The sequence below is a fragment of the Mesorhizobium sp. M0998 genome, assembly GCF_040318885.1.
In the GTDB taxonomy this organism is placed as follows: Bacteria; Pseudomonadota; Alphaproteobacteria; order Rhizobiales; family Rhizobiaceae; genus Mesorhizobium.
Window position 1 is genome coordinate 173346 of record NZ_JAMYND010000009.1, and the last position, 23713, is coordinate 197058.

The 23713-nt window shown below is 58.6% G+C and carries 16 protein-coding genes and 3 pseudogenes; 11 read left to right on the plus strand and 8 right to left on the minus strand.

Annotated elements, in window-relative coordinates; all coding sequences use genetic code 11:
* Positions 1-38 precede the first annotated feature (38 nt).
* The 3 genes and pseudogenes from NKH59_RS11500 to NKH59_RS11515 form a co-directional block, all read left to right on the plus strand.
* Positions 39-1181, plus strand: coding sequence for a cyclase family protein (locus tag NKH59_RS11500; RefSeq protein ID WP_353021907.1), 1143 nt, complete (start codon positions 39-41; stop codon positions 1179-1181).
* Positions 1182-2851: 1670 nt separating this feature from the next.
* Positions 2852-3289 carry an aminotransferase class III-fold pyridoxal phosphate-dependent enzyme gene (locus NKH59_RS11510; protein ID WP_502908694.1) on the plus strand — a complete coding sequence of 146 codons (438 nt, stop codon included), beginning with the start codon at positions 2852-2854 and terminating at the stop codon, positions 3287-3289.
* Positions 3290-3310: 21 nt separating this feature from the next.
* Positions 3311-3439: pseudogene (locus NKH59_RS11515) on the plus strand (transposase); the annotation flags it as partial.
* On the opposite strand, the pseudogene NKH59_RS11520 reads toward NKH59_RS11515, so the two are convergent.
* Together NKH59_RS11520 and NKH59_RS11525 are read right to left on the minus strand one after the other, a co-directional pair.
* Positions 3435-4132 (minus strand): annotated as a pseudogene (locus NKH59_RS11520) (transposase); the annotation flags it as partial. The pseudogenes NKH59_RS11515 and NKH59_RS11520 sit on opposite strands and share 5 nt — an antisense overlap.
* A gap of 220 nt (positions 4133-4352) precedes the next feature.
* Positions 4353-5252: a MurR/RpiR family transcriptional regulator gene (locus NKH59_RS11525; protein WP_353021909.1), complete on the minus strand. Its 900-nt coding sequence runs from the start codon at positions 5250-5252 to the stop codon at positions 4353-4355.
* Positions 5253-5797: 545 nt separating this feature from the next.
* Here NKH59_RS11525 and NKH59_RS11530 point away from each other — a divergent pair.
* The 7 genes and pseudogenes from NKH59_RS11530 (at position 5798) to doeA (ending at position 17906) form a co-directional block, all read left to right on the plus strand.
* Positions 5798-7861 (plus strand): hydantoinase/oxoprolinase family protein, encoded by a 2064-nt coding sequence (locus tag NKH59_RS11530; RefSeq protein ID WP_353021911.1) that lies wholly within the window; start codon positions 5798-5800, stop codon positions 7859-7861.
* Positions 7861-9618, plus strand: a complete 1758-nt coding sequence (locus tag NKH59_RS11535; protein ID WP_353021913.1) for a hydantoinase B/oxoprolinase family protein — start codon at positions 7861-7863, stop codon at positions 9616-9618. Before NKH59_RS11530 ends, NKH59_RS11535 begins: the two co-directional genes overlap by 1 nt.
* A 306-nt stretch (positions 9619-9924) precedes the next feature.
* Positions 9925-11178 carry an aspartate aminotransferase family protein gene (locus tag NKH59_RS11540; protein ID WP_353021915.1) on the plus strand — a complete coding sequence of 418 codons (1254 nt, stop codon included), beginning with the start codon at positions 9925-9927 and terminating at the stop codon, positions 11176-11178.
* Between the two features lie 82 nt (positions 11179-11260).
* Entirely contained in the window at positions 11261-12631 is a 1371-nt protein-coding gene (locus NKH59_RS11545; protein ID WP_353021918.1) for an aspartate aminotransferase family protein, read from the plus strand.
* Positions 12631-14358, plus strand: a complete 1728-nt coding sequence (locus NKH59_RS11550; protein ID WP_353021920.1) for an acetolactate synthase catalytic subunit — start codon at positions 12631-12633, stop codon at positions 14356-14358. Before NKH59_RS11545 ends, NKH59_RS11550 begins: the two co-directional genes overlap by 1 nt.
* A 617-nt stretch (positions 14359-14975) precedes the next feature.
* Positions 14976-16404, plus strand: a pseudogene (locus tag NKH59_RS11555) (NAD-dependent succinate-semialdehyde dehydrogenase).
* A gap of 320 nt (positions 16405-16724) precedes the next feature.
* Positions 16725-17906 carry an ectoine hydrolase DoeA gene (doeA, locus tag NKH59_RS11560; RefSeq protein ID WP_353021922.1) on the plus strand — a complete coding sequence of 394 codons (1182 nt, stop codon included), beginning with the start codon at positions 16725-16727 and terminating at the stop codon, positions 17904-17906.
* A gap of 294 nt (positions 17907-18200) precedes the next feature.
* Here the strand turns inward: doeA and NKH59_RS33530 are convergent, their stop codons facing one another.
* From NKH59_RS33530 to NKH59_RS11590, 6 genes are all read right to left on the minus strand, one after another.
* Positions 18201-18536 (minus strand): hypothetical protein, encoded by a 336-nt coding sequence (locus NKH59_RS33530; protein ID WP_502908695.1) that lies wholly within the window; start codon positions 18534-18536, stop codon positions 18201-18203.
* 148 nt (positions 18537-18684) lie between these two features.
* A complete protein-coding gene (locus NKH59_RS11570; RefSeq protein WP_353021923.1) occupies positions 18685-18951 on the minus strand; it encodes a hypothetical protein in 267 nt (88 codons plus the stop codon).
* 51 nt (positions 18952-19002) lie between these two features.
* Positions 19003-20526: a fumarate hydratase gene (locus NKH59_RS11575; RefSeq protein ID WP_353021926.1), complete on the minus strand. Its 1524-nt coding sequence runs from the start codon at positions 20524-20526 to the stop codon at positions 19003-19005.
* Positions 20516-20785 carry a DUF4387 family protein gene (locus NKH59_RS11580; RefSeq protein ID WP_353021928.1) on the minus strand — a complete coding sequence of 90 codons (270 nt, stop codon included), beginning with the start codon at positions 20783-20785 and terminating at the stop codon, positions 20516-20518. The genes NKH59_RS11575 and NKH59_RS11580 overlap by 11 nt, the downstream gene beginning before the upstream one ends.
* A gap of 47 nt (positions 20786-20832) precedes the next feature.
* Complete coding sequence (locus NKH59_RS11585; RefSeq protein WP_353021947.1) at positions 20833-21603, minus strand: hypothetical protein; 771 nt, start codon at positions 21601-21603, stop codon at positions 20833-20835.
* A 53-nt stretch (positions 21604-21656) separates the two neighbouring features.
* Positions 21657-23096 (minus strand): aldehyde dehydrogenase family protein, encoded by a 1440-nt coding sequence (locus tag NKH59_RS11590; RefSeq protein ID WP_353021930.1) that lies wholly within the window; start codon positions 23094-23096, stop codon positions 21657-21659.
* A 294-nt stretch (positions 23097-23390) separates the two neighbouring features.
* Between NKH59_RS11590 and NKH59_RS11595 the strand changes: the two genes are divergently transcribed.
* The coding region (locus NKH59_RS11595; RefSeq protein ID WP_353021932.1) for an aldolase/citrate lyase family protein at positions 23391-23713 on the plus strand (323 nt) is incomplete at its 3' end.

Here is a 23713-nt window from a genome sequence, read left to right on the forward strand (position 1 = left end):
CAAGCACTCACTGCGCCTTTGATGACATCCTCCCTGGAATGGCGCCTGCCTGCAAAGCAGCTGCCGGCGAACTGCCGGCTCCACCGCTCGCGCCGATTGCTGCACTCTCTCATGCGAAAACCTTACGATCCATTAAAAATCTGGAGCCTGCTATGCCTAGCCGCTGGAAACGAAGACCCGACGGGTCGAACTGGGGCGATTTTGGTGACGATGACGAACTGGGCCGGCTCAATTTTCTTACGCCAGACGCCCGTAAGCGCGCGGCCGGCTATGTTGAGGAAGGACTGACATTCTGCCTTAGCCTTCCACTGAATTTGCCGGGAGGCAATGTCGTGCATCCTCTGAGACTTCCGCCCCGATTGTTCGCTCTACCACGCGACCAAGAGGGTGCCCTCAACTACAACTATTCGCTGGCTAAGGAAAAGGTCGGGGCGACCGATATCGTCAGTGACGATTACGTAACATTGGCGACGCAATACTCTTCGCATTGGGATACTTTTGCCCATGTGGGGCAGAGTTTCGATGCCGATGCTGATGGAGTCGCTGAGCCAGTCTACTATAACGGTTGGCGCGCCGGCATTGATGTGATTGCGCCAGATCCTGCGACGGGCAGCGCGCGGACATCTCGTCTCGGTGTAGAGACAATGGCGCGAGCTGGCCTGCAGGGGCGCGGCGTAATAATTGATCTATGTCACCATCTCGGCCGCAACCGACGCGTCGTTAGTTATGACGATATCATGCGAATAATCGAGGCGGATGCTATTGAAGTCGAGCCGGGAGACCTAGTGTGCTTTTACTCAGGTTTTGGTGACCTTATCATTTCATCTGCTGGCACGCTCGACCGCTCTGACGTACAACCTGCCAACTGCCCCGAATTGGATGGACGCGATCAACGCCTGCTCAAGTGGATTGACGGAACCGGGCTTTCCGCGCTCATCTCGGACAATTTCGGGATAGAGGCAATTCCCGCACGGGCGGCCGATGGTGAAAAACATGCCTCATTACCACTCCACGAATTCTGCCTTTTCAAGGTCGGGATTGCACTGGGGGAGCTCTGGTATCTTACGGAGCTCGCCAAGTGGATGCGGCAACGACAACGACGATATTTCCTCCTGACTGCGGCACCGCTCTGCCTTCCTGGCGCTGTGGGCTCGCCGGTTACGCCGCTGGCGACCGTTTGACCATCGTGTTGAAACCAGAAAACCAGCGCAGGCTGTTGTCTGAAGCCTAGGGCGTGGCCAGCAGTTAGTCGTAGCGGGTTGCGACACGGCGGAACCGCTTGAGCTTGTTGAAGAAGCGATCGATGATATTGCGCTCTTTGTAGAGGTGAGTGTCGTAGGGATGCTGGATCTTGGGGTTGCGCTTCGACGGGATGACGATTTCGGCTCCCGTTCAGCGATCTTTTCGTGCAGGTGGTCGGCGTCATAGCCCTTGTCGGCGATCGTGGCGTCAGCCTCGAACCCATGACGAGATCATGGCGCGTCAGGTGATGAACAGCAGCATTCGAGGCGGTGTAGGAGTAGGCGCCTTCGGCGCTCGATTGGGTCCCCATCAACCGAGCGAAATTGATGATCCTCGCCGTCGTCGTCGCTTACCGCGTTTTCAAGCAGCGACAGAAGCCCGCGTGTCAGATGGAAGCCCGGTGATGTTAACCTTCAGCGCGCGTGCCCACGCATTACAGGGAAAGGTGTCAAGTCGCTCACCGGCGTCGTTGAAGAGGATGTCCAGCCTGTCCGTCCGCATTTTCATTTCATCGACCAATTCGCCGATGCCTTCTTCGGAACTGATGTCCCCCAAACCTTCCGCTTTGCCCGGTGCGTCCAGCGTGTTGAGGTCTTCGCATTCGCAACTCGGCGCCTTTGCGGGAGTCGATCATGACGTCTGCGCCGCCCTGATGGCGGTCGAGCCGCCCGTCACAAGTGCCTTCTTTGCCGGCATCGAAAAGACTTCATCGAGGTAGCCCATACGATCTCCTGATGCTCGTTTCTTACGGACTCCGTCGACAATCCGGGCGGCCTCCCTCGGCGCTCGAGGATGCCCTTGTGTCCCGTAATGCGGTCATGATCTCAAGCGCCCACTGTCAACTTCTGCTCCACGAAACAAGGCCGATGCCTACTGCTTCATCAGGCGCATGACTGCGTCGACTGGGCGCGAAAACTTCTGGGAATCCTCATCAAACGAATCAGCATCAGGATTGCATGTTGCAAGGAGCTGAATTGGGGAACACGGAGAACCGGTCCGCCCATTCAGCTCCTTGCAACCTACCAAAGTAGATAGCATCTCAATCCGTGTTGATGGGTGTATCCATCCATCAGAAGCGCGCCGCCCACCCCCACGACGCAGATCATCACGAGGACAAGCTGCATGAAAAAAGCGTAGTTATTCCATTGAACATCTCCCGCTTCCTCAAAGTATACGACAACGACGCCGTCCAAAAAGGAGTCAAAAGTTCGTAGCCAGTCGCCGTCTCAACAAAAGTGGTCAAGGAGTTCGGACGTGCAGCCCATTTCAAGCTCAGGCCATAACCGGGGAGAGGTCGTTGGGCCGAAGTCTCGCGACGAGTTTCAACGAGCGCTGAGGATCACGCCAGGCGGAAGCATGCGTGCTGCACCTTTTTTCGCTCCCCAGCCGCCTTATGCTGTATCAGCAGCGGACTGCTGGATCACCGACGCAGACGGCACAAAATCCCTGGGAGTAGTGGAGGAGAAGGGTGCGATTGCGCCATCGCAGTACTCGCATGGCCTCCTTCCAGTTCGGCCATAAGGTCTGAGGTCATGTGTACGACCACGCAATCCAATGCAGAAATGCGCCACGATGGCCTCGAGCATCGGAGGCAGCGTTCGCACGCGCGTTGTCGGTATTTGCCGACGATCCGGCCTCGGTACGTTTCCAAGAGACGCTTGTGCTGTGCTTCAGTGACACTGAGGTGCTTGAGAAGAAGCTCCTGGCCCATGCGCATCGGATCGCGGCGGTCGTGATTGATCTGATGCCGAGCCGGGCTGGCCTGATAGCGCCGAACCCGGGCTTCCTGGAGGCGCTGCATCGGCTCTGCCGGCATCACGGCGTGCTCATCATCGCTGACGAAGTGCTGAACCTGCGCCAAGGCTACCATGGCGCGTCGGCGCGATACGGGCTGAAGCCCGACCTGATCACTATGGGCAAGATAATCGGCGGTGGATTGCCCATCGGCGCGATCGGCGGACGCGAGGAGGTCATGCAGGTCTTCAGCGTCAAGTCCGGTCGACCTTGGCCTGCTGCCGGTTCCATGGACACCGAGTTAAGGTGTTGAAGATGGAATCGGAGTTTTCCCATGGAGAGAAGAAAGTTTAGCCGCGAGTTCAAGCTTGAGGCAGTCAGGCTGGCGAAGGAACGGGGTGTTGCGCTGGCACAGGCGGCTCGGGATCTCGACCTGCACGAGAATGTGCTGCGCAAATGGATGTGCGCTCGACCAGCGTGCCGATCGCCGAATTGCCAAGACCGAGCATGAGGTCTCCCCCCCCAATGTCGCGACACCGCTCGATCAGCCGCTTCGGCCGGACGCTGGCTGATCATGGTCTCCGGCGAAACAAAGCCCTTACCGCGCTGCGGACGCGCGCCGTGGGCACTCGTAACACGCGTCCTGTTCGCAGGTAGGCCGCCAGTTCGCGGCGCAGCACTCCCCGACCTTGGACCTGATAGATGGCTTCGTGGCTGATGCGCGTCGTCTTGTCGTCCGGGAAGTCGATCGGCAAGCGCCGGGCAATCTGCTTCCAAGCCCTGGCCCATCGCCGATTCTTTCGCGGGCCATGCCGGCGGCCCTTCCAAAGGAACGGCGAGACCAGGAACGGGAGCGCCGCTCGGGGCCACGACGACGCCGGCAAGTCTCTCCTCCACATAAGTGCGCAAGGTTGTGTTGAGCGCAAGCTTGATCGGTTTGGGCCGACGGGCCGATCGGTCCCCATGCCTCTGGGCGGTCGTCGACCGATACTCCAACCCGCCGCTGCGCGTGGCTGCGTTGCGCCACAGCTCACGGGAGCTAGTTGAGGCGGACCGACGTAGCCGCCGCCCAATCTCCTGAATGGAATGGTTCCCGCACCCTGAGAAGTTCGATCTCCTCGCGCTCCACCATTGATAAGTACCGCCAGGAAAGCGAGGGCCTCCTCCGGCCGCGTTTGCTTGTGGCCCGCCGTAACATGACGTCCTATCGACGCGGAAACAGCTTGATCACTCGATCGGAGTCTTAACCTGGGCCGATGCGGGAAATCGCCCATTGCATGCGCGGCGGGTGTGCTCCATCCTACTGATCCAACTCGTCAGGGAGGGATCCTTATTTCGGCTCAAGAAACAGAAATCCATGTCGAGCGCCTTGATTCTCACGTGACGGCCTTTGAGCGCCGCGCGGGTTCGGCCAGATATTCTCCCGTTTCGCGGATTTCCAGCTCGTTGCGCTGGATGCGCGCTAATGCGTCTGCGCCCAGTCTTGAGACTGTGAGTGCGACAAGAATGTTCGCGATGACATAGGCGCCGGCGACGGAGTCCGGAAAGGCGTAGCTTCGCGCCGTCATGAGGAAAAGATGATCCGAAAACCGTGCAATTGGCGCGTTCTCACTGTCGGTGACGGCAATAACCGTTGCGCTTTGGGCCCTCGCACTTTTCGCCACGTCAAAGGTGACCCGGCTATAGGGATAGGAAGTAAACCCGATGACCACGTCATCTTGCGTGAGGTCTTCGAGTTCCAATCCTGATCCCCCACCGGTGTCGAGCAGGTGCGTGTTTGGTTTGGCCTTCCGCAATGAATAAGAAAGCGAATAGGCGGGGGCAAAGAAGGGGCGGCGGCCGATCACATAGACCCGTGAGGCTTCGACCAATGCCTGTACCGCTGCTTCAAGCTGCTTCTCGCTCAGCGCAGTAACCGCTGCTCTTTGCGCCTCAATTTCACGCTCGGCGAACTGTGCAGCAAACCCAAGTGGACCTTCCTTCTGGCCAAGGGATACGAGCTCCGCAGCGCGGCCGCTGTTGCTGCCCTGACCGTTGATCAATTCAGCAATATGGACCTCGCGGAATTCATCGAAACCCTTGAAGCCAAGGTTCTGCGCCAACCGCACCAGCGTTACAGAAGGCACCCGGGCGCGCTTAGCAAGCTCGCGCATGGAGCGAAAGGGTATCTCGTCGCGGTGCGCAATAAGGAACTGGATCGCAGCAGCCGCAGGCCCACGAGCCTGCGGCATGAGTTGCCGCAACTTCGCGTCTATGTCGGACGGTTTGGGATTCATGAATACGATCCGCATTGGTGATCATACGCTGCCACGATTCTCATAGGGAAGCAATTGATCCATATTGACGGATGTTGAACTGTATGATCCAAATGATCCTGCCGCAGTCTGGGAGCGTGTTTGAAACGGCAAGATGGAGCGCCTCAAGCGCGGAAGTTGGGCGGACGCAGGAAAAGCTGCGGCGGACGAGTTTGGCAAAACTCCGTGGGAGGAAACATCGTGAAGCGGAGATTGCCGGGGCTGGTATGCATGCTGCTGCCGGTCCCTTTCTGGCCGACGGGGCCGCGGCGGAGCAGTTCAAGTGGCGTATTGGGAGAGCAGGGATATGCCGCGCTTGAGCGGTCGCCACGATTGTCGATGAGATGATGATCATATCAATCGGTTTGTTTTCTGTGGTTCCTGATATGGGCCCTCCTTCGCCGGCGGACTTATTTGATGAATCTTACAATAAAGCAGGATCTCGGCAGAAACACTCAGATTTGGCGGAGACTAGCGGAGCTCGCATGTCACCATCTCTCGAACGAAAATGTATAGGAGAAAAGGAAGTGGCGAAAGAAACTTGGCGAGTTGGAATTGATGTCGGTGGCACCTTCACCGATATCGTTGCCATCGGCTCCCGTTCCGGCATCCGCGTTTATAAGACCGCATCTACCCCCGACGACCCTTCCGCGGGTGTGCTAGCCGGGGTCTCCGCGCTGGCGGAGAGCCAGGGTCTTACGATCCAGGAATTCCTGTCGGCATGCACCCATTTCGTCCATGGCACCACCGTCGCCACCAACACGCTTCTCGAAGGAAAGGGTGCCAGGACGGGCATGCTCGTTACCCGCGGCTTCCGCGATGCAATCGAGATCCGCCGCGGCTTTCGCGAGAATGTATGGGACTATCGGACGCCCTGGCCCGATGTGCTGGTGCCACGCTGGCTACGCAGGCCGATAACCGAACGTGTGCTGAAGGACGGACGCATCGAAGCTGAAGTCGATCGGGCAGATCTCGATGACGCCATCGCACGGTTCGAGGCGGCCGGGGTTCAGGCGGTGGCCGTCTGCTTCATCAACAGCTACCTTAATGATGCCAACGAAGAAATTTGCGTTCGTTACCTTCGCGAGGCAATGCCGGATTGCTTTGTTTGCGGATCGGCGAAGCTCGCGGCGGTCATGGGCGAGTACGAACGTTCCTCGACGGCTGTCGTCAACGCCTATATTGGCCCAAGGGTGGTGCCCTATCTCCGACAGCTTGACGAACGCCTTAGTGAACTCGGGTTGTCGAATAGGCTTCTTCTCGTTCAAAGCAACGGAGGCGCCGCCTTCATTGGCGATATAGAAAAGCGCCCGGTTTCCTTGCTCCTCTCGGGACCGGCCGCTGGTGTCGGCGCGCTTGATTATTTCTCTGGGAAAGATGGTCTTGGCGGTCTCATCACTATGGAGATTGGCGGCACGAGTTGCGATGTCATGCTTTATGACCGGGGAAAGGTTGGGGAGACCACCCGGCTTGACATTGCCGGGTATCCGGCGATCACGGCGAGCGTGGAAATCAATACGGTCGGCACCGGCGGCGGCACGATCGCCTATGTCGATGCTGGCGGCATGCTCCAAGTCGGACCGCAGGGGGCCGGTTCGCGCCCGGGCCCGGCCTGCTACGGGCTTGGGGGAACGAGGGCCACGGTCACCGACGCCCACGTGGTGTTGGGACGGCTGCGGCCTGGCGCCTACGCGGACGGATCGGTCAACATCCGCTCGGAACTCGCGCAGGAAGCGATAGCGGAGCACGTGGCGCAACCGCTGGGTCTGACGGTGGAAGGTGCAGCGATCGGCATCATCCGCCTCGCCGAACAGAACATGCTGCACGCAATGGAGCGGATGTCTAGCGAGCGCGGCGTCAACCCTCAAGCCCTCACGCTCGTTGCTTGCGGAGGCGCCGGAGCGCTCCACGGTGTGGCAGTCGCTCGGCTTCTGGGATGCCCCTCTGTGTTCGTGCCCCAGCTTGCCGGCGTCTTCTGCGCGTTTGGAATGTGCAATTCCAATATTCGTCACGACGTCATTCAATCCTGCATGGTCAAGCTTTCGGATGAGACGCTTGCGCGGATTTCCGAGCAGGTTGCCGAGCGTGAGGACGAACAGCGCACCCGACTGCTTGAAAGCTTCTCCAGCGAGGCAATCGTCCTCGATTGTTTTTTGGAGTTGCGATACCGGGGGCAGCAATGGACAGTGCGCGTGCCGTTCTTCTGCCGTACGGACAGCACGCAGAAGCTGCGTCATCGCTTTGAGGAAGAATTCTCCAGCATCTACGGTTATATGCAGGAACGCAACGAGGTACAGATCGTCGCCTTTCATCTTGTCGGCAAGGGTCGGTTTCCTGCAGTGGTACTGGAAGCCGCCGAAGCAAGCGCTGAAACCCCGCAGGCAAGCAGCACTCGCAGTGTTTGGATCGACGCTCGCACGGGCTTCGTCGATGCGCCTGTGTTCTCTCCCTCAAAGCTACATCCCGGGTCAAGGATAATAGGACCCGCCGTCATTGAGGAACTGACGACGACCATTCTGCTCGGAGCGGCGGACGTGCTGCTGGTCGATGAGGGTGGGAACTATTCTATTCAACTTTCTTTCTCGGAGTGATGACCATGGCCGTCGACCCCATCATGATGACGCTGGTGCAGAAGCGCTTGGATCATATCTCTCGCTATATGGGATGGGCGATGACGCGGACTGCGCAGAGTCCTATTTTCAGCGAGAGCCACGACTTCTCCTGCTTTCTGAGCAATGCCCGAGGCGATGCGCTCTCCGTCGCCGACGGTCTTCCGATTCATACAGGGGGAGGCGATTTTGCCATTCGCGCAGTACTTCGCGACTATGGCAGTGATCTTCACGACGGCGACGTGTTCATCCTGAGCGATCCATACGAGGCGGGAGGAAACCATCTGCCGGACTGGACGATCATCCGCCCGATCATCGTTGAGGGCAGGTTTCTTGGGTTTGCGAGCAACAGGGCACATCAATCCGACATCGGTGGGGGTGCGGCGGGAACCTACAATGCCGCCGCGACAGAGATTTTTCATGAAGGCATCCGGCTTCCGGTTCTCCGCCTCTTCGAGCGCGGCCGTGTGCGCGAAGACCTTTGGCGCCTCCTTCTGCTCAACAGCCGTACCTCGGATCTTCTTGACGGTGATCTTGCCGCGATGGTTGGTTCGACGCGCACCGGGCGCGACAGGGTTGTCGCGCTCGCTCGCGAGTATGGCCTCTCTGAGACTGAGGGAGTGTTCAGCGCGATCCTTGATCATGCACAGACACTGATGAAGGAGATGATCCGTACAATTCCCGAGGGGGTCTATTACGGCGAGGATGTTTCCGACAATGACTGCTTTGAGTCGGTGGAAGTGCCCGTTCGCGTCACCGTTACGGCAAAGAACGAGCATCTGCATTTCGATTTCTCTGGCAGCGCGCCGCAAATCCGTGGCTTCAAGAACAGCTCGCTTGCCAATACGAGTTCGGCGGTCTTCCTCGCGGTGATGTCGTTCTTCAACGGACGCGTACCGCAGAACCAGGGCGCCATGCGGCAAATGAAGATCGACGCACCGCCCGGCACTGTCGTAAACGCCCTTCCGCCGGCGCCGATGACGATGAACACCGTGCATCCGACGAGCGAGATTGTCCACGCCGTCTGGCGCGCCCTTGCGACCGCCATGCCTTTGGAAGGCTATGCCGGCTGGGGAAAGACTTGCTATTGCATTTCGTCGGGACGCAAAGACGACGGTAGAGCGTACGTGATGTATCACTGGAACGGGTCTTCCGGGGCAGGAGCCGTCCGGGGGCGCGATGGCTTCCCTGCCGCCGGACAGCTCTGCACCCTCGGCGGGATGAACCTGCCCAATGTCGAGACCTACGAGCAGATCTATCCCGTAAGGATAGACCGCTACGAGATGCGTAAGGACAGCGGGGGAGCAGGCGAGTTTCGCGGCGGAACCGGTCTTGAATATTCCGCCTCGACCAATCAGTCCGCCGAATACTCATTCCGCAGCGAAGGTAGCCGAAAACCAACCGGCTATGGCATTGCAGGTGGCGAGCCAGGGGTGAAAGGCACAATCGCAGTAACGTTGTTGGACGGCGGCGAAGGGGTTGTTCTTCCACAATACGGAATCATCCAATTAGGATCCGCAAGGGTGGACGTTAGCTCTCCAGGTGGTGGCGGCTTCGGAGATCCGCTCAGACGCGATCCCCTCGCCGTTCAGCGCGACGTTGTAGACGAGATCGTGAGCCCTGAGGTGGCCAGGGACGTCTACGGCGTCGTCCTCAGCTCCAATTCGGTTGCAGTCGATCTTTTGGCCACCGAAGCGCGAAGGGAAGAGCTTTTGCGGGCACGCTGCCCCACGCCTTAAGCCCGGCCGCGCAACTCGAAAAAGTCGCGCTACTTGGCCCTTTAGGCTAGTTTCCCGGGCAGCAGAGTTTTCCCGAACGTACCCTCGGGAAACTTAGCAGGGGGAAAATGCGTGTATGGAAATGAAGCAATTGATCCTGATTGACATACATCGGTTCATATGATCCATTCGCCATCTCAACAAAGGTGGTCAAGGAGTTCGGACGTGCAGCCCATTTCAAGCTTAGGCCATAACCGGGGAGAGGTCGTTGGGCCGAAGTCCCGCGACGAGTTTCAACGAGCACTAAGGATCACGCCAGGCGGAAGCATGCGTGCTGCCCCTTTCTTCGCTCCCCAACCGCCTTATGCTGTATCAGCAGCCGGCTGCTGGATCACCGACGCGGACGGCACGAAGGTCTTCGACTGCGCAAACAACTTCTTCTCGCTCGTTCACGGCCATGCCTTTCCGCCTGTAATTGAGGCACTCCACAAGGTCCTGGACGACGGCACCGCATTCGGGCTTCCGACCACAAGTGAAACCAGCCTTGCGGAAGCGATCAGCGCGCGCTCGCCGACGCTTGAGCAGATCCGCTTTACGAGCTCCGGCACCGAGGCCGTCATGTACGCCGTCAAGGCCTCGCGCGCGATTACAGGGCGCCCGATGATCGCGAAGTTTGAGGGCGCATATCACGGTGCCTACGACCATGTGGAAGTCAGCCTTGATTCTACTCCAATGAACTGGGGCGGTTCATCGCCCAAAAGTGTGCTCTACGCCAAGGGAACTCCCGTCTCCACCGCCGCGGAGGTTCTGGTCCTCCCCTACAACGAGCCCGAGTTGTGCAGAGAGCTCATCCGCGCACACCATGAGCGTCTCGCCGCAATCCTCGTTGATCCGCTCGCCTCTCGCGTCGGTATGGTTCCGATGGACCCGGATGTGCGGGAGGTCATCCAGGATTGCTGTAACCGCTACGACATTCTGCTTGTGCTCGACGAGGTCGTTTCATACCGCATCGGTTATCATGGCGCCCATGCCACCTTCGGCCTTGAGCCAGATCTGGTCGCTTTAGGAAAGATCATCGGCGGAGGCTTGCCTGTTGGGGCCGTCGCAGGGCCTGCATCACACATGGCGGTCTTCGATCACACCAAAGGCAAGCCAGCCGTCTCCCATGGCGGCACGTTCAGCGCCAACCCGCTCAGCATGACAGCTGGGCTGGCGGCGCTGCAATCATACACTATGGATGCCGTGGCCCGTCTTAACGGGATGGGCGATATGCTTCGTAGCGAAATCACTGAGCAACTCAGAAGGCGCGAACTCCCCGCGCAAGTTACAGGCATGAGCTCCCTCTTTCGGCTCCACCTGACGACTGAAGTTATCCGAAACTACCGGACCTCGTACCCGAGCGCCTTGCAGAAAACTGCGCTGGCCAAGGTACACCTCGCAATGCTGGAACGCGGTTTTCTGATGACGCCGAATTGCTCCGGCGCGCTCTCGACACCGATGAGCAAGAACGATGTTCAAGATCTAGCCGCCGCCCTCGTGGATGCCATTCATGAAACGTGGAAACAATCTCCGTGGGAGTGATCGAGCAAGCGGCGGAAAGCGCGGCGGCAGCGCTCGCACCGGCGGCCTTGCAGATGTGGCTCGAGGTGCGAGGGGAATATCAATGACTACCCAATCAAATGCAGAAATTCGGCACGAAACGCCGGCCTTGACCCACTCGGAGGAGGCGTTCGCACGCGCGTTGTCGGTATTCCCAGACGGTACGAGCCGGGTAACGATCGAACGCGATCCAATTCCGAAGTACATGGAGCGAGGCGAGGGCGCTTATCTCTTCGATGTCGACGCAAACCATTATCTTGATTTGAACGGGAATTTCACGACTCTCATCCATGGACATGCGTTCAAACCTGTCATCGAGGCCGTCAATCGGCAGCTGGCGAGCGGCAGTTGCTTTGCTAATCCGACGAAGATGGAAATCGAGTTGGCGAGTATCCTTTGCGAGCGGATTCCGAATGTCGATCGCGTTCGATTTGTAAACAGCGGCACTGAAGCCGTAATGTTCGCTGTCAAGGCGGCACGAGTTTTCACCGGCAAGGCAGGAATCGCCAAGTTCGAGGGAGCCTACCACGGCGCCTATGACTGGGTTGAAGTCAGCCAGTCGGCAAGCCCGGAGAACTGGGGACCTGCCGGCCAGCCGGTCTCGGTGCCCTTGTACAAGGGTATGCCGGAAAGCGTTCTCCAAGAGACGCTTGTGCTGCGCTTCAATGACACTGAGCTGCTCGAGAAGAAGCTCCATGCCCATGCGCATCGGATCGCGGCGGTCGTAATCGATCCGATGCCGAGCCGCGCTGGCCTGATAGTGCCGAACCCGGGCTTCCTGGAGGCGCTGCATCGGCTCTGCCGGCACCACGGCGTGCTCATCATCGCTGACGAAGTGCTGAACCTGCGCCAAGGCTACCATGGCGCGTCGGCGCGATACGGGCTGAAGCCCGACCTGATCACTATGGGCAAGATAATCGGCGGTGGATTGCCCATCGGCGCGATCGGCGGACGCGAGGAGGTCATGCAGGTCTTCAGCGCCATGTTCGGCCGACCTCTCCTGCCACAGGGTGGAACGTTCTCGGCCAATCCACTATCGATTGTAGCGGGCATCGCGGCAATGCGCGCTTTGGACAAAGCAGCGTTCGCTCGCCTCGACGGACTGGGCGACCGGCTGCGCGCCAACGTCACCGAGATCATTGCCCGACACGACGCTCCGTTTTCAGTAACCGGAGCCGGCTCCCTGTTTCGAATTCATCCGATGCGGCGGAAACCGCGTGAGTTCAGGGACACGGTAACCAATCCAGCCCAAAACGCCGTCCTAAGGACGCTCTCCCGCTTCTTTTCCCGGCACGGTGTCATTATCCCGAATGGGGCTGCCGCGTGCCTGTCAACACCGATGGGAGAGACTGAGGTCGACACGATATCCGACCTGTTCCATCTCTTCCTCCAAGAACACGCAGCAGACATCAACAATATGGAGAAACCGGAGTAATGTCCGTGGAAACTGTAGCCGAACGGATTGCAGCAGCACTGCAACGCAACAGCGTCGAGATGATTTTTGCCCAGAGTCTACCCTCGGCTGTGGTTCTGGCATGCGAAAAGATCCGAATCCGGCAGATCGCCTACCGCCAGGAAAACATGGGCGGGGCCATGGCTGATGGTTACTCTCGCATATCTGGCAGAGTCGGCGTCGTGTGCGCCCAAAATGGACCGGCCGCAGCGTTGCTCGTCCCTCCGCTCTCCGAAGCGTTCAAGGCGAGCATTCCGGTGGTGGCATTAGTGCAGGAGGTCGAGCGCCACCAGCTCGACCGAAATGCCTTCCAAGACCTGGACCACATCGCCCTTTTCTCGGCCTGCTCCAAATGGGCGCGACGGGTGATAACGGCTGACCGGATCGAGGACAATATCGACTCCGCGTTTATCGCGGCCACAAGTGGCCGACCTGGTCCAGCCGTGCTCATCCTTCCGGCCGACCTGCTCCGCGAGAATGTTCCGGCCGGCGTACGCGGTCGGACAGGGAAATACGGCATGTGGCCCCTTGATCCCATCCGCCCGAGCGACGAGGCGCTCGCGGCGGTGGCCAAGTTGCTCGCTTCAGCCGAGTCGCCGGTGGTGCTGGCCGGAGGCGGTGCGGTTTCGCCGGCGGCGAGCAAAGCGCTCGCGGCGCTGCAAACCATGGCCCATCTACCCGTCTTCACAACAAATATGGGCAAGGGCGCTGTCGATGAGCGCGCGCCCCTCACTTGCGGCGTACTAGGGGCTCTGAATGGCCCCAGGTCTCTCGGCTACCGCACGCGCGCCATCATGGACGAAGCAGATCTCGTTTTTCTCGTCGGCACTAGGACCAACCAGAACGGAACCGATAGTTGGCGTTCGATCCCTTCTACGTCGACGGTCGTACACCTCGACATCGATCCTTGTGAGATCGGCAGAAACTACGAGTCTGTCCGCCTCGTCGGAGACATCGCCACTACAATTCAAGCCCTTACTGCAGCACTTCGATCGGAGGATCTCTCCAATCGCTCGGCCAAGAAGGTGTCGTTTGAACGTCGCATCGCCGAAGCCTGGGAGCAATTTGAGCAGGATCGCAGCATCTTCAGCGGAAGCAATCAGACGCCGTTGAGGCCGGAACGCATCATGCGCGACCTGCAATCGCGTATGACGCCGGAAACCATTGTCGTGGCCGACGCGAGTTACTCTTCAATGTGGATCGTCGGCCAGCTCCGCGCACTTCGCCCGGGCCAGCGGTTCATCACCCCGCGCGGCCTGGCAGGACTAGGATGGGGCTTGCCGCTCGGCATGGGCGCCAAGCTTGCAAGGCCCGACAGCCCTGTTGTCGTACTCGTCGGAGACGGCGGGTTCGCCCATAGCTGGGCGGAACTTGAAACGCTCGTGCGGTCCGAGATCAACCTCACGGTCATCGTCCTCAACAATGGCGTGCTCGGCTACCAAAAAGATGCCGAGATGGTGAAATTCGGCGGGTATACAACAGCCTGTCATTTCGCCCCCGTCGACCATGCTGCTCTCGCCAAGGCCTGCGGCTGTGAAGCCGTCACAGTCAAAAATCCGGGCGACATTGGGCCTGCCCTCGACCGCGCTCTCTCCTCGAAGACGCCGGTGCTCATCGAAGTCATCAGCGATCCTGATGCGCACCCGCCGATCTCGCTTTTCACGGGCACCCTTGGCCCCCCGACCCTCGAACCATCGGAACTGGTGTGACGACGGCACCTTTCACGAAAGTTGCCGTTGTCTTAGTCTAAGTCGTCGGAATTGGTTTGGCCTGTGTTCGCCAACTGCGCGTCGCCGGTTGGGACGTGGCCTTTTTTTGCCAGAACGCGGACTCCAAGCGAGCCGCTGAGCAGGCGGTTGCGAGGAAATACCGTCGGGCTGCCGCCTGCTGGCCGGCCGCGCCGACCTTCGGGATCATGCGTCCGTTCGAGACTTCTTCATGAGGGTCCATTCGGAGCTAGGGGCAATTTCGGGCCTTTTGTCTAACACCGAATATTCACTGAAGGGCCCGAACGGTCGCCCTGCCACGTCCGACATAGCTCTCGACGCGCCCGCGAACCTTACCGCCCTTGAGAGCATTCCAATTGGGCGGCTGGGTCGTCCAGCCGACATCGCACGTGTGGTCGATTTCCTCACGCGCGAGGACTTACTTCATCAATGGAGCGATCATCGACGTGAACGGAAGGGAGTTCGTTCGTTCCCGTATGAGCGCCCAGTGACCATCACCCAGACTAAGGTTGGAATCACATGACTATGCCTGACATCGAACTGGCGAAGCGTGCTGCTGGCGAAATCGCTGAACGGACCAAGACAACCAAGAGTCCGAAATGCGAGAGCGCTGGCCGGCGCAATGCCTCGTGGATGGCGAATGGGTGAGTGAGCCTGAATTGCCGGTGCTCAATCCCTCCATCAACGAAGAAATTGCGAGGGTTCCCGATTTCGGCGAGGCAGAGACTGCCAGGCCATAGCAGCGGCCAGCGCGCGTTCCCGACTGGGCAGGGCTCCTTGCCAAGGAGCGATCGACGACTTTGCGACGATGGCACGATCTCGTGATGGAATATGCCGACGAGTTGGCTCGGATACTAACCAGCGAACAGGGCAAGCCGTTATCTGAAGCCAAGGCCGAGATCCTCTACGCGGCCTCCTTTTTTGGAGTTCTGCGCCGAAGAAGCAAAGCGGATCAATGGCGAGACAATACCAAGCCACATCCAGGGCGGCCGCATTGTGGTGATCCGTCTACCAGCGGGCGTCGTTGCCGCAATCACGCCCTGGAACTTTCCCGGCGGCGATGATAACCTGCAAAGTTGGCCCGGCCCTGGCGGCTGGCTGCACGGCCATCGTCAAACCTCCACTGGAAACACCGCTCACGGCATTCGCCATTGCTGCCCTCGGTCAGAAGGCGGGTCTGCCGCTTGGCGTCCTCAATGTCGTCACGGGAAACGCTCACGCGATCAGAAAGGCACTCTGCGACAGCTCGGATGTCCGCGTGCTGAGTTTCACCGGTTCCAGGGCGGTCGGGAAGCTCCTGATGGCCCAGTGCGCGACAACCGTTAAGAAGCTCGCGCTCGAGTTGGGTGGCAACGCTCCCTTCATCGTCTTCGATGACGCCAACATCGACGCGGCTGTTGCTGGGGCCATGGCATCGAAATTCCGCAACATGGGCCAGACCTGTGTTTGCGCGAACCGCATCTATGTCCAAGATCCATCTACGATGCGTTTGCCGAAAAGCTTGCGACCGCAGTTGCGCGGCTCAAGGTCGGCGATGGCATGGCCGAAGGCATTGGGCAGGGACCATTGATAAACGCGGCCGCGGTTGCGAAGGTGGAGCAGCATATTGCCGACGCATTGGCGGAGGGTGCGCGCATACTTACAGGGGTACTCGTCATGAGCTAGGGGGCACCTTTTACAAGCCGACGGTGCTTTCCGACGTTACCCAGTCGATGAAGGTCGCCGGAGAAGAGACGTTCGGACCGCTTGCCCCGCTGTTCCGATTCAGCGGCGAGGAAGACGTGATCGCCATGCGCGAACGACACCGAGTTCGGCCTCGCCGCCTACTTCTATGCACGCGATATCGGCCGCATCTGGCGCGTCGCAGAGGCCCTCGAGTACGGTATGGTCGCAATCAACAGCGGGCGCCTCTCGACCGAGCTCGCTCCCTTCGGCGGAATCAAGGAGTCAGGCATCGGTCGCGAAGGATCCCGCCACGGCATCGAAGAGTACACGGAACCGAAGTTCATGCTTATGGCCGGCATCTAGTCAAACACCGCCTGTGCTCCCTGGCGGACCTGGCGGGCGGCCCCGTTCGATAGTGGGCCGCCATCTTGGGTTCCGCCGCCTCAACCAGCCGCGGTTCGCTAACCCGATCAACACGGGACTCGAGATCAATGCCATCTCGAACCAAATTTATGCACTAGGAAGCGCGGTAGGTTATCAGGCACGTCGTGCGATGATCTGGCTTCGAGATGGCCCATATATTGAAATTGCGTTTGACGAGAGCCCTCGTTTTCTCAACGGTACCATCCGTCAACCCCATCCATTTTGACGTCAGTCGGGGTCCAATACGGGAGTCACTTAAAGTGCCCGCCACAAAGCTCAATTTCAGTCTAGACGAATATCGGACGCGGCTTGGTAGGACCCGAGCCGAAATGCAGAAGCGCGGCATCGACACGCTCATCGTCAGTGAACCCGCGAATATGGCTTGGTTGACAGGCTACGACGGCTGGTCCTTTTATGTCCATCAGGCCGTCATCATACCTCCGGAAGGTGATCCCATTTGGTGGGGCCGGATCGTCGATGAGAACGGCGCTAACCGGACTGTTTATTTCTCAGCCGATAACGTCGTTTCCTATGCCGACCGCTTCGTGCATGCGACCGACTGTCATCCGATGGAGGTGCTTTGCAAGCTGTTTAGCAGCCGCAAGCTCGACAAGGGCGTAATCGGGGTGGAATTGGACAATTATTGGTTCTCTGCCGCCGCATATGAGGTTTTAAAAGCGGGCCTGCCCAATGTGAAGTTTTTAGATGCGGGAGTGCTCGTGAACTGGCAACGAGCGGTCAAAAGCCCCCAGGAAATCGAATTTATGCGCCGCGCGGGCAAAATTGTCACGCTCATGCACGAGCGGATCGTGGAAAAGATGGAACCCGGGATGCGCAAATGCGACCTTGTCGCTGAAATCTATGATGCTTCGATCCGAGGAACACCCGAGTTCGGAGGCGATTATCCGTCAGCTGTACCGATGCTCCCGTCGGGGGCTGACGCCTCGGCGTGTCACCTAACGTGGGACGACCAGCCGTTACGCAACAATGAGGGCACTTTTTTCGAGATCGCAGGTGTTTATAAGCGCTATCACGTGCCGACAGCACGCACGGTGTTCCTCGGCAAGCCTCCGCAAAAGTGGTTTGACGCTGAGAAGGCGACCCTCGAGGGAATGGAGGCAGGTCTTCAATTTGCGAAGCCAGGCGCAACATGCGAGGATTGGGCGAAGGCATTCTTCGATGTCCTTCAAAGATACGGCTTGACCAAGAGCAACCGGACGGGATACCCGATCGGACTGTCGTATCCGCCGGACTGGGGCGAACATACCATGAGCCTGCGGCCCGGTGACAAAACTGTGCTGGAGCCTGGCATGACGTTCCACTTTATGACAGCCCTCTGGTTTGAGGATTGGGGCATCGAAATTACTGAAACCGTCCTGATCACTCCGAACGGGAACGAATGCCTTTCGAACGTTCCTCGGAAGCTGTTCGTCAAAAATTGAATTTCCACGGCTAACGCCGCCCCGATGGCGGCGATCATGACCGCGTCGGCTTTGCTCAGATGATCACGGGCCGTCGTCATCAGCCGCGCGATCGTTCTGGCTGACGGCACCTCGTGGAGTTGACATTCGCGTTTTGTATTCCGAAATGACCCTAGCCTCGGGCCTCTTCCTCACCCAGTTCGCAGCCATCAAACTGAGCTAGCCAGAACTGAATGAGGTGGGCAGAGACACTGTGCGGCTCCTTTGGACGTCAAACCCTCCCGACCCCTGCCCCTCGGTCGGCAATGGAGGCGATCATGGCTTGAACCGGCGTTCGAGCTCCGCCTGGGGAAAGATACGCTGAGGCTTTGCGCAGTTGCATTGGCTGCGTGAGTTCGCGGTTCCACGCTCCAGGGCCTTCAGCTTCCCGGCAACTTCGGTGGGAAGGTCGGCGCGCGCGGCGCTGTCGGCCTCCGTCTTGTTTTGCCGATCGACGATCCCGATCGTTCGATGGAATTGCGCGTGGCGCTCCGCAGGATCGAGATCGGCGCCTCCGTGCTGGGCGTCTCCTTCAACCGCAAGGCTGTGAACCGGCGCCTGCGGGAGGGCGAGCATCTCGTCCGCATGCACCAGCAGATGTGAGGACGCCATCGTGGTGGCTGCGCAAAAGTAGGTCGGCCGCTAGAAGAGCGGCGGCACCACCCTTGCAGCCTTGAACGCCGGTCAGCAGCGCCAGCGCCGGCGGCGCGGTCACCTGATCGAATTTTCGGCACAGTGCTGGTATGAACATCACCGATGTTCAGCGGTTTTTCCGCATGAGAACATCACCACAACTCGCCCAGTATGCCGAAACGACCGCGGCGACAAGCGCCAAAAGCTTCGTCGTCATGGTGCGACGGAACAGATGCGGGCCGATGCGCTTGGTGTTGCCAGCCTTCCTTGCCACATCCCGGACGATCTGGGCTGACCCTCTGCGGCTGTAAGTATAGGGCAACAGGCCCTTTTCCCGCTCACGGCTGCGGAACAATGGGCCGGCGCGGCGGGTTCCGAAATGGAGCTGAAGCATCTGCATCAGTTCCCTGGCTGTATCATCGCGTCTGCACACGCGACCAGAGCCCTAGAAGCCGGCAATCCGCTGACGCCATTCGGCTGGACCGCTTTTGTGGATAGAATGGCCTTCGACGTCGACGGCCATTGTCACCGGCATGTCCTGGACCTCGAACTCATAGATCGCCTCCATGCCCAAGTCCTCAAAAGCAAGAACGCGAGCGCTCTTGATCGACTTTGAAATCAGATATGCGGCCCCGCCAACTGCGATCATGTACGGCGTACGATGTTTCACAATCGCGTCGATCGCGACAGGTTCGCGTTCGGCTTTTCCAACCATGGCGTAGAGCCCTGTCGCTCCCAGGACCTTTTCGGTGAAAGCATCCATTCGCGCGGATGTCGTCGGTCCGGCTGGGCCTACGATCTCGTCCTGCACAGGTTGAACAGGCCCAACGTAATAGATCACGCGACCTTTCATAGCGACGGGGAGCGGCTTGCCTGCATCGACAAGATCGATAATCCGTTTGTGCGCTGCATCTCGCCCCGTCAGCATCTTTCCTGACAGCAGCAACGTCTCGCCTGCGCGCCAAGTCGCGGTTTCCTCTTTCGTCAATGTATCGAGATTGACCCGGCGGGCCGTCGCCGACAACGTGCTGCCGTAGTCAATTTCTGGCCAGTCTTTCATGTCGGGCGGCGTCAGCACAGCCGGGCCGCTGCCATCCAGCGTGAATGTCACATGGCGGTTAGCAGCGCATTGCGGTATCAGCGCAACTGGCTTTGATGCGGCGTGAGTAGGAAACGTTGAGACCTTCACGTCCACAATCGTCGTGAGTCCTCCCAATCCTTGTGCACCGATCCCCAATGCGTTGATGCGCTGATAGAGTTCAATGCGGAGCTCCTCTTCCGGGCTCGAGGGCCCACGGGCAAGTAGCTCGAACATGTCAATTGGCTCGTTCAGGACTTCCTTGGCCATCAGCATCGCCTTTTCGGCGCTGCCACCGACTCCGACGCCGATCAGACCTGGCGGACACCAACCGCTACCGAGCGTTGACATTGTATCGACGACCCAGTCGGAGACAGAGGTGCTGGGGTTCAATGTAGTAAAGCGCGCCTTGTTCTCTGACCCACCGCCCTTAGCGGCAATGATGAATGTGATCTTGTGTCCGGGGACGAGGTCGACATGGACGATAGCCGGGGTATTGTCCCTTGTGTTTATTCGCGTTGACAGCGGGTCCAAAACAACCGATGGCCGCAAGGGATTGTCCGGATCGAGATAGGCTTGGCGAACGCCCTCGTTGACCAGATCGGTCAAGCTATGGGCGCTGCCGATCCGGACAGACATCCCGATCTTCGCAAAGACCACGACGAGACCCGTGTCCTGACAGATCGGCCGCCGACCAAAGGCTGCCATCCGCGAGTTCACGAGGATCTGCGCCATGGCATTTTTCGCTGCCGCGCTCTCCTCGCGCTCATAGGCAGCCGAAAGGTAGAGAATGTAGTCGGCCGGGTGGTAGTATGAGATGTACTGAAGCGCGTCGGCGACGCTTCGCGTGATATCCTCACCCGTGACAACCGTTTGCTTTCTATTCAACATTGGACACCGTTTCAATTTTCAGAGTTAACAACGGGGCATGCTGTTGCGCTCCGTAGATGTCAGTGTCTCCCAAGCTTCCGGAAGCGACGCGTCGCGGAAAGATAATCTTTATCGCACACGCCGGATCGAAAGATGTAACTTTGATCGGGGCTCCCGTCCCGATAGCGTAAAGCCGAGAAATCACACGGGCACTCAGAGCGTTCGAAGCCTTAAGCTCTTGATCAGCCCGCTGTGTTTTGAAGAAAATGTCGAGAGTCATCTCAAAGGGACCAGAGTTTTTGCTCCTGATGGCATTGGCGATATCGATCAGCCGGACACTCGCTTCGCTGTTCTCTTGGCTTCGTCGATGTTCTCGATGACCGTGGAAAGAAGATGGACGGACTCGATCTGCATCAGGTGATATATGCTGAATTCGAACACCTCGCCGGCATCGAAGTCTGAAGGGGAGTAAGGGAACGCTAGGTTGCCCGCTGTCGAAATTCTATCGGGATAACCGAGATGAAGCACCGTGGAACGAGCAAATCCGCAGATCGATTTTGCGAGGGCTGCCGTACCTGCGACCGCCTCAATGACGATGCAGACCTCATGGGGCGCCGCATCGTGGATCGGCTCGACCGGGCCAAGGACACCATCGCGCCCATATACGCGGATTATCAGTTTGTAATCCTGAGGGCTTAAATGAGTAAAGTTGTCGGCAACCTGATCCCGTACCGCATCGATAATGCTGTCGGTCTGGGCAATGAAGACCGGAGAGGAAATTCTACCTTCGTGTAGGGCAACCTCAACGGTTCGTTTGTCGATCTCGGAATCGATCGTCGCCAAACGCAGATAAGCCCTGGCTACCGCCCCGCCGGCTGAGCCTATGATGATGGGGACTCTGCGGGCAATTCCTGCCCGTAGGTCGCGCTTCACTGCACTTCGATCAGTGAATGAAACCCCGGCTCCAAGATCGTATGGACCCGGATCGCTCGAAACGGCATCCACCGCGATAACGTGGGGGTTCCGTCGGAGGCCTTCTTGGAATGACGCCACTGGGAAGCCATACCCCAGTATCGCGGTTGGTGATAGGGTTCTCATCTTGTCCACAGCGAAAACTCCTTTGGTCTCGACAAGCGATGTGATCGGTCCCCCTACCTGATCGTCACAGGACTGCATGCGTTGACGAGCTTCAGGTTCTGAAAGGTTCTCAATCCTTCAACACCGCCTTCGTAGCCATAACCGCTCTGATTGATGCCCGCATTTGGTGCATCCGCAGATACACCCTTCAGGTAGTTTACGCTGACCGCTCCCGCAGAAAGGCCGCTGATCATTCGCTTCTGCACATCCGCAGAGTCGCTAAAGAAATAGGATGCAAGTCCGTACTCGGTCGCGTTTGCCTGCTGGATTGCCTCTTCAATTGTCCCGAAGGGAGCAACCGTGAGGATCGGTCCGAAAGGTTCCTCGCGAAGGATTTTCGACTCGGGATGCACGTTGCTGAGGATGGTCGGCGCCCAATAAAAGCCTGGTCGATCAAGACGCTTGCCACCAGTTTGGACCTTCGCTCCGCGATCGACGGCATCTTTAGTCAAGCGCTCCATGGCCTCGATGCGTCTCGCATTCGCCATCGGTCCCATCTCGGTCGCCGGATCGTCGGGCTCGCCGATCTTGATCTTGCCCGCTGCCTCAACGAGCTTTGCCAGAAAGGCCTCGTAGATTGGTCGCGCGACCAGAATGCGACTCGGCGCATTGCAGCTCTGCCCGGCGCATTCAAACTTGTACTCGGAAATCGCCGTAACAGCTTTCGACAGGTCGGTGTCTTCAAACACAACGACGGGAGAGTGCCCGCCAAGCTCCAGAACACAGCGCTGCAGGTTGCTTGCTGCAATCTTCGCGAGCTGCTTGCCAACGGGCGTGGAGCCAGTGAAAGTCAGTGCTCGGACGACAGGAGAACCTAGCAAGTGCTGAGAGATCATTGGCGGATTGCCAAACACCAGGCTCACAACACCTACCGGAATCCCGGCCTCATGCAGTGCCTCAACAATGAATACGCCGGCGCTTGGTGTTTCCTCCGCTCCCTTTAGGATTACCGAGCAGCCGGCCGCAAGAGGTGCAGCAAGCTTCCGGGCATTTAGGACGGCTGGATAATTCCACGGCGTGAACGCGGCCACCAACCCGATCGCTTCCGGTACGATCATCCTTTTTCCTCCCATCGGAAAGGGGGCCGACAATTCATCCGCGTGCGTGCCATTCCATTCGAGCGTTTCCACCGCACGTGCGTACTCGCCCTTCGCTTCGGTCAGGGTCTTTCCCTGTTCCCTGGAAAGTTCCGCCGCAGCTGCGTCGATCTTTCCTTCCAGAATTCGTGCTGCCCGAACGAGAACTGCACCACGTTCACTCGCGGGTGTATTCGACCAGCCCAGGAGGCTGCGTTGAGCAGACGCTAGTGCATCATCGAGATCCGCCGCGGAGGCAACAGCCACGCGCCCGAACTCCTGTTCAGTGGCAGGATTGATAAGGGCGAGATGGGTGCAATCACTGCCTGAGCGCCACGTTCCATTTATGAAGAGTTTGTAGTTCATTCTATCGGACATATGTACTCCGGCTGTTTTTTGCAGTGCTGGGCGCACGCCTTCCGAAATGATGTACGGTCCTTCTTCCCTACGAGGGAAAGGGCAGCACGCCCTTCAACGAATTTCGCTACTTCAGTGCGGCCGGTCAAATACCGTTTGTTGTCCCTCGCCATCTCGCTTCTAGATCGCTCTTTGGAAAATGCATTTCATCTGGACACAAGATGGTTGGCAGCGGCAAAAGATATTTGACGATTATGGGATGCAATTGAACAATTGGGCAGAACTTAAACGCACGACGAGGGCCTAAGAAAGCCAATGGACATGAATGAAAGGCAAGACATTTGCTGGCGCTCACTTCTTTTCGTTCCAGCAAACAACGTACGCTTCACGCAAAAAGCATGCACTTCTCACGCCGACGCTATCATTCTCGATCTTGAAGACGCTGTGCTGGCTGGAAAGAAGGCGGAAGCACGATCTGCGGTTCAAGGAGTGGCCGCCGGCCTTTGTACCGGCACACGAGACATCCTTGTTCGTATCAATCGGCCCCTGTCGTTGGCGGTCCGCGATATCGAGGCCGCAGTCTGCGAGCATGTCAAAGCAATCGTGGTGGCAAAAGCAGCCAGCGCCGAACATTTGGC

Bases quoted from the DNA above. Each gene is read 5' to 3' on its own strand.
- NKH59_RS11500 (WP_353021907.1), top strand. From the start codon at position 39: ATGGCGCCTGCCTGCAAAGCAGCTGCCGGCGAACTGCCGGCTCCACCG.
- NKH59_RS11525 (WP_353021909.1), bottom strand. From the start codon at position 5,252: ATGAATCCCAAACCGTCCGACATAGACGCGAAGTTGCGGCAACTCATG.
- NKH59_RS11535 (WP_353021913.1), top strand. From the start codon at position 7,861: ATGACCATGGCCGTCGACCCCATCATGATGACGCTGGTGCAGAAGCGC.
- NKH59_RS11540 (WP_353021915.1), top strand. From the start codon at position 9,925: ATGCGTGCTGCCCCTTTCTTCGCTCCCCAACCGCCTTATGCTGTATCA.
- NKH59_RS11545 (WP_353021918.1), top strand. From the start codon at position 11,261: ATGACTACCCAATCAAATGCAGAAATTCGGCACGAAACGCCGGCCTTG.
- NKH59_RS11550 (WP_353021920.1), top strand. From the start codon at position 12,631: ATGTCCGTGGAAACTGTAGCCGAACGGATTGCAGCAGCACTGCAACGC.
- NKH59_RS33530 (WP_502908695.1), bottom strand. From the start codon at position 18,536: ATGGCGTCCTCACATCTGCTGGTGCATGCGGACGAGATGCTCGCCCTC.
- NKH59_RS11570 (WP_353021923.1), bottom strand. From the start codon at position 18,951: ATGCTTCAGCTCCATTTCGGAACCCGCCGCGCCGGCCCATTGTTCCGC.
- NKH59_RS11575 (WP_353021926.1), bottom strand. From the start codon at position 20,526: ATGTTGAATAGAAAGCAAACGGTTGTCACGGGTGAGGATATCACGCGA.
- NKH59_RS11580 (WP_353021928.1), bottom strand. From the start codon at position 20,785: ATGACTCTCGACATTTTCTTCAAAACACAGCGGGCTGATCAAGAGCTT.
- NKH59_RS11585 (WP_353021947.1), bottom strand. From the start codon at position 21,603: ATGAGAACCCTATCACCAACCGCGATACTGGGGTATGGCTTCCCAGTG.
- NKH59_RS11590 (WP_353021930.1), bottom strand. From the start codon at position 23,096: ATGTCCGATAGAATGAACTACAAACTCTTCATAAATGGAACGTGGCGC.